At 71.5% G+C, this 4,572-nt stretch carries 5 protein-coding genes and 1 pseudogene; all 6 read left to right on the top strand.

What is annotated here, in order from left to right; translation table 11 throughout:
• Positions 1-1,281: pseudogene (locus EIO58_RS19560) on the top strand (primosomal protein); the annotation flags it as partial.
• Positions 1,281-2,318: an HAD-IIA family hydrolase gene (locus EIO58_RS13170; RefSeq protein WP_127819925.1), complete on the top strand. Its 1,038-nt coding sequence runs from the start codon at positions 1,281-1,283 to the stop codon at positions 2,316-2,318. The pseudogene EIO58_RS19560 and the gene EIO58_RS13170, both read left to right, overlap by 1 nt.
• Before the next feature lie 38 nt (positions 2,319-2,356).
• On the top strand, positions 2,357-2,515 hold the full coding sequence (locus EIO58_RS18865; protein WP_164861692.1) for a hypothetical protein: 159 nt from the start codon (positions 2,357-2,359) through the stop codon (positions 2,513-2,515).
• Positions 2,512-3,312, top strand: coding sequence for a TlyA family RNA methyltransferase (locus EIO58_RS13165; protein WP_127819924.1), 801 nt, complete (start codon positions 2,512-2,514; stop codon positions 3,310-3,312). Before EIO58_RS18865 ends, EIO58_RS13165 begins: the two co-directional genes overlap by 4 nt.
• Positions 3,309-4,340: an NAD kinase gene (locus EIO58_RS13160; RefSeq protein WP_127819923.1), complete on the top strand. Its 1,032-nt coding sequence runs from the start codon at positions 3,309-3,311 to the stop codon at positions 4,338-4,340. The genes EIO58_RS13165 and EIO58_RS13160 overlap by 4 nt, the downstream gene beginning before the upstream one ends.
• On the top strand, positions 4,337-4,572 hold a 236-nt coding region (locus EIO58_RS13155; RefSeq protein ID WP_164861691.1), incomplete at its 3' end, for an AAA family ATPase. The genes EIO58_RS13160 and EIO58_RS13155, both read left to right, overlap by 4 nt.

Genomic DNA, 4,572 nt, shown 5'->3' with positions numbered 1-4,572 from the left:
CGCAAGCCGTACCCGCGTCGTGACGATGACCGCAAGCCCTACGCCAAGCGCGAGGGCGACCGCCCGTACGAGAAGCGCGATGCCGACCGCAAGCCCTACGCGAAGCGGGAGGTCGACCGCCCGTACGAGAAGCGCGATGCCGACCGCAAGCCGTACCCGCGTCGTGACGACGACCGCAAGCCGTACGTGAAGCGCGAGGGCGACCGTTCGTACGCCCGCCGCGACGACGACCGCAAGCCGTACGCCCGTCGCGACGAAGGTCGTGGCATGTCGGCGAGTGGCCCTCGGCCGACCCGGGGCGGTGCGAATCGCCCCGACCGTGAGGTCCGCGAGGACGAGATCCGGCCTGTCCGCGCGCGTCACGATGACCCCATCATCCCCGAGGACGTCACGGCGCGCGATCTTCACCCGAGCGCGCGGAATGAGCTCAAGACACTGAGCAAGGAGAACGCCGACCAGGTCGCTCGGCACTTGGCGATGGCTTCGCAGCTCATCGACGAAGACCCCGAACTGGCGCACCTCCATGCGATCTCGGCATCCCGCCGCGCAGGTCGTATCGCCGTTGTGCGCGAGACGCTCGCGATCACGGCGTATGCCACGGGCGACTACGCGCTTGCCGTTCGTGAGTTGCGCACGTACCGCCGGATCTCGGGCAAGGACGACCAGATCGCCCTGCTCGTCGACAGCGAGCGCGGCGTCGGACGCCCCGACCGCGCTCTCGAGGCCGGACGCGCGGTCGACCGTTCGACGCTCGAGACGCCGGTGCGCGTCGAGCTCGCGATCGCCATGTCGGGAGCTCGTCTCGATCAGGGCGACCCGGAGCGCGCGCTGCTGGAGCTCGACATCCCCGAACTCGATCCTGACCGCGCCTACGAATGGAGCCCTGCACTGTTCGCGGCCCATGCGACGGTGCTCGAGGAACTCGGGCGTGACGACGAGGCCGCGCAGTGGCGTCAACGAGCGATCGTCGCGGCCGATGCCCTGGACGCAGCATCAGGACACGGAGATCTCGAGACGGTGATCGTCGAGGAGGTCGAAGAAGAGCACGACGAGTCCGTGCCGGACGTGTCCGTGCCGGGCGAGGATGCCGAGTCCGACGAGGACGCGGCGCGCGACGTGGACGCGCACGACGCCGGCCCCGAGACTCCGACGGCCGAGAACCAGGCGCCTGGAGCCGCCGCGTCCGCCACGGACACCGATCCCGAGCTTTCGGTCGCCGGCGAGGTCGCCGAACTGCTCGTCGAGGCCGGTGTCGACGAGCCGGACGAGGCCGACCGCTGATGGGTCTGTTCGGACGGCGGTCGACGACCGCCGCGCCGCTGGACGGCGTGGACGTCGTGCTGGCCGACCTGGACGGCGTGGTGTACGCGGGCGCCGGCGCGCTGCCGCACGCCGTGGAGAGCCTGAACGCCGCGCGGGAGGGCCGCGCGCTCGGATACATCACGAACAACGCTTCGCGAACGGATGCCTCGGTCGCGGCGCATCTGACGGAGCTCGGTCTTCCGACCACTCCTCGCGACGTGATCACGAGCCCTCAGGCCGCGATGCGACTGCTGAGCGCGAAGATCCCGGCCGGCTCGACGATCCTCGTGGTGGGAGGCGACGGTCTCGTCGTCGAAGTCGAGAGGGCCGGCTTCGTGGTGACGCGCAGCGCGGCCGAGCGCCCGGCGGCGGTCGTGCAGGGCTTCGCGCCCGAGGTCGGGTGGACGCAGCTCGCCGAGGCTGCCTTCGCGCTGAAGGTTCCGGAGGAGGAGGGCGGGATCCCGTGGATCGCGACCAACACCGACTGGACGATCCCGCAGTCCCGCGGCGTCGCCCCCGGCAACGGCACCCTCGTCTCGGCTGTGCACACCGCCGTGGGTCGCCTCGCCACGGTCGCGGGTAAGCCCGAGGTTCCGATCTTCGAGGAGGCGACGGCGCGATTCGGCGCCGAGCACCCGCTGTTCCTCGGCGATCGGCTCGACACCGACATCCTCGGCGCCAATCGGGCGGGGATCCCCTCGGCCCTGGTGCTCACCGGGATCGACCGGCCCAAGCATGTCCTCGCAGCTCCCGAGAGCTCGCGGCCGACCTACATCCTCGGTGATCTGCGGGAGCTGCGCGAGCCGTACCCCGAGGTGCACGTCGAGGATGGCGTCGCGACCGTCCGGGGAGCCCGCGTCGCCGTCGACGGCCCCGACGTCCGGATCGTGAGCGAGGGGGATCGGCCGATCGATCTGGTGCGCGCGGGTGCAGCCGCGATCTGGTCGACCGGCCGGGCGATCTTCGGCTTCCGCGTGCCCGAGCGACTGTACGCGGATCCGTTCCATCGGCCGTGATCCGCGGCGGTGTCGCGGCGCGCCCGTATCCTGGGGGCATGGATCAGCCCAGCGAACGCGACGACGAGGCCGATGACCTGATGTCGACTCTCGAGGTGATCGAAGCGCAGCCGCTCGCGACGCGTGGTGAGGCGTATGAGTCGCTCCACGTCACCCTCGCCCGCCGTCTCGAGGCGAGCCCCGGCACGCCGTCATGACACCGCGCCTCGACGCCGCGCTGGCTGCTCGAGGTCTCGCCCGCTCGCGTACGCACGCCGCGGCCCTCATCTCCCAGGGCCTGGTCACCGTCGACGGCCGGGCGGTCGTCAAGCCGGCACTGCAGGTGGCAGACGCGAGCGTGCTCGAGGTCGCGGGCGGCGACCACTACGTCAGTCGCGCCGCGCACAAGCTCATCACCGGCCTGGATGCGTTCGGCGTCGATGTGCGCGGGCGGCTCGCCCTCGACATGGGCGCCTCGACGGGCGGCTTCACGCAGGTGCTGCGGGAGCGTGGCGCCGAGCCGGTGATCGCGGTGGACGTCGGTCACGGGCAGCTCGCGGCATCCGTCGCCGACGATCCCGGCGTCGTCTCGGTCGAGGGTTTCAACGTCCGCCACATGACGCGGGACTCCCTCGCCGAGGCGACCGGCGTCGACGCGCCGCCGTCGGTGATCACCGGCGACCTGTCGTTCATCTCGCTCACGCACGTGCTACCCGCCGCGCGTGACGTCGCTGCCGCAGACGCGGATCTCGTGCTGCTCGTCAAGCCGCAGTTCGAAGTCGGCCGCACGGCGGTCAAGGGCGGCCTCGTGACGAATCCGGCGCTGCGTGCGGATGCCGTGGCCGGCGTGCTGTGGGCGGCGTGGGATGCCGGACTCGGGACATGCGGCATCGTCTCCTCCCCGATCGTGGGGACGCACGGGAACTCCGAGTACATCGCGCACCTCGCGCCGGGGCGGGGGAGCAATCCGACAGAATGGTTGGGCACTGTGAACCGACTGGCGGGGAGCCGATGAACAACTCCGATCCACGGGCCGACGCACGGGCCGTGCGCAGCATCCTCGTGGTCGCGCACGCGCATCGGGCCGAGACGGTGGATGCCGCGGAGCGGGTCGTCACGGCCCTGCGCGCCGCGGGAGCGCAGCCCGTGCTCGCTGCGGACGACAGCGAAGACGTCATCGCGGTGCGCCCGTCGTTCGCCGACATCGCGATCCTCGGGCGCAATGTCGCGGTTGCAGACATCGAGCTGGCGATCGTCCTGGGAGGCGACGGCACCATCCTGCGTGCGGCCGAACTCGTGCGCGACGGCACGGCTCCGGTCCTCGGCATCAACATGGGGCACGTGGGCTTCCTCGCCGAGATCGAGCGCGACGACATGGACGACGCCGTCCGCCGCGTGGTCGAGCGCGACTACGACGTCGAGGAGCGGCTCGCGCTGCAGGTGCGCGTGAAGGACACCGCCGACTCGGTCATCTACGAGACGTGGGCCCTCAACGAGGCGACCGTCGAGAAGGCGAGCCGCGAGCGCATGCTCGAGGTCGTCATCGAGATCGACGGGCGCCCGCTGTCGACATTCGGGTGCGATGGCGTGGTGGTGTCGACTCCCACCGGCTCGACGGCGTACAACTTCTCGGCCGGCGGTCCGGTGATCTGGCCGACCGTCGAGGCCATCGCGGTCGTGCCGCTCTCGGCGCACGCGCTGTTCGCGGAGCCCCTCGTCGTCGGACCCGAGCACTCGGTCGCGATCGAGGTGCTCGAGCATACGAACGGCACCGGCATCCTGTGGTGCGACGGCCGCCGCTCGCACGACCTGCCGCCCGGGGCCCGTGTCGTTGTGCGCCGTTCCGATCGGCCCGTGCGCCTCGCGCGTTTTCATCCTGCGCAGTTCACGGACCGTCTCGTGCGCAAGTTCCGATTGCCGGTGGAGGGGTGGCGGGGCCCGGCGGCGATCACCGCTGCCCTTCCGCTGACGCCGACGATGCCGGCTGCCCCCTCGGCCACCCGTGCACCCGCGGCGCGCCCCGCCGGGGAGGTCGCCCCGTGATCGAAGAGATGCGGCTGCGCGACCTGGGGGTGATCGCGGAGGCCACCCTGCCGATCGGTCCGGGGTTCACCGCTATCACAGGCGAGACCGGCGCCGGCAAGACGATGGTGGTGACGGGCCTCGGACTGCTGCTCGGTCAGCGCGCCGACTCGGGCGCCGTGCGTGCGGGAGCCTCGCAGGCGACCGTCGACGGCGTGTGGATCGTGCCGGAGGACGGAGTCGTCGCCGCGCG

It is taken from the genome of Microbacterium sp. CPCC 204701 (assembly GCF_004010105.1).
Taxonomy (GTDB): domain Bacteria; phylum Actinomycetota; class Actinomycetes; order Actinomycetales; family Microbacteriaceae; genus Microbacterium.
The sequence above is the reverse complement of the archived record's forward strand: the minus strand, read 5'-3'. Positions and strand labels throughout refer to the sequence as shown.

Bases quoted from the DNA above. Each gene is read 5' to 3' on its own strand.
- EIO58_RS13170 (WP_127819925.1), top strand. From the start codon at position 1,281: ATGGGTCTGTTCGGACGGCGGTCGACGACCGCCGCGCCGCTGGACGGC.
- EIO58_RS18865 (WP_164861692.1), top strand. From the start codon at position 2,357: ATGGATCAGCCCAGCGAACGCGACGACGAGGCCGATGACCTGATGTCG.
- EIO58_RS13165 (WP_127819924.1), top strand. From the start codon at position 2,512: ATGACACCGCGCCTCGACGCCGCGCTGGCTGCTCGAGGTCTCGCCCGC.
- EIO58_RS13160 (WP_127819923.1), top strand. From the start codon at position 3,309: ATGAACAACTCCGATCCACGGGCCGACGCACGGGCCGTGCGCAGCATC.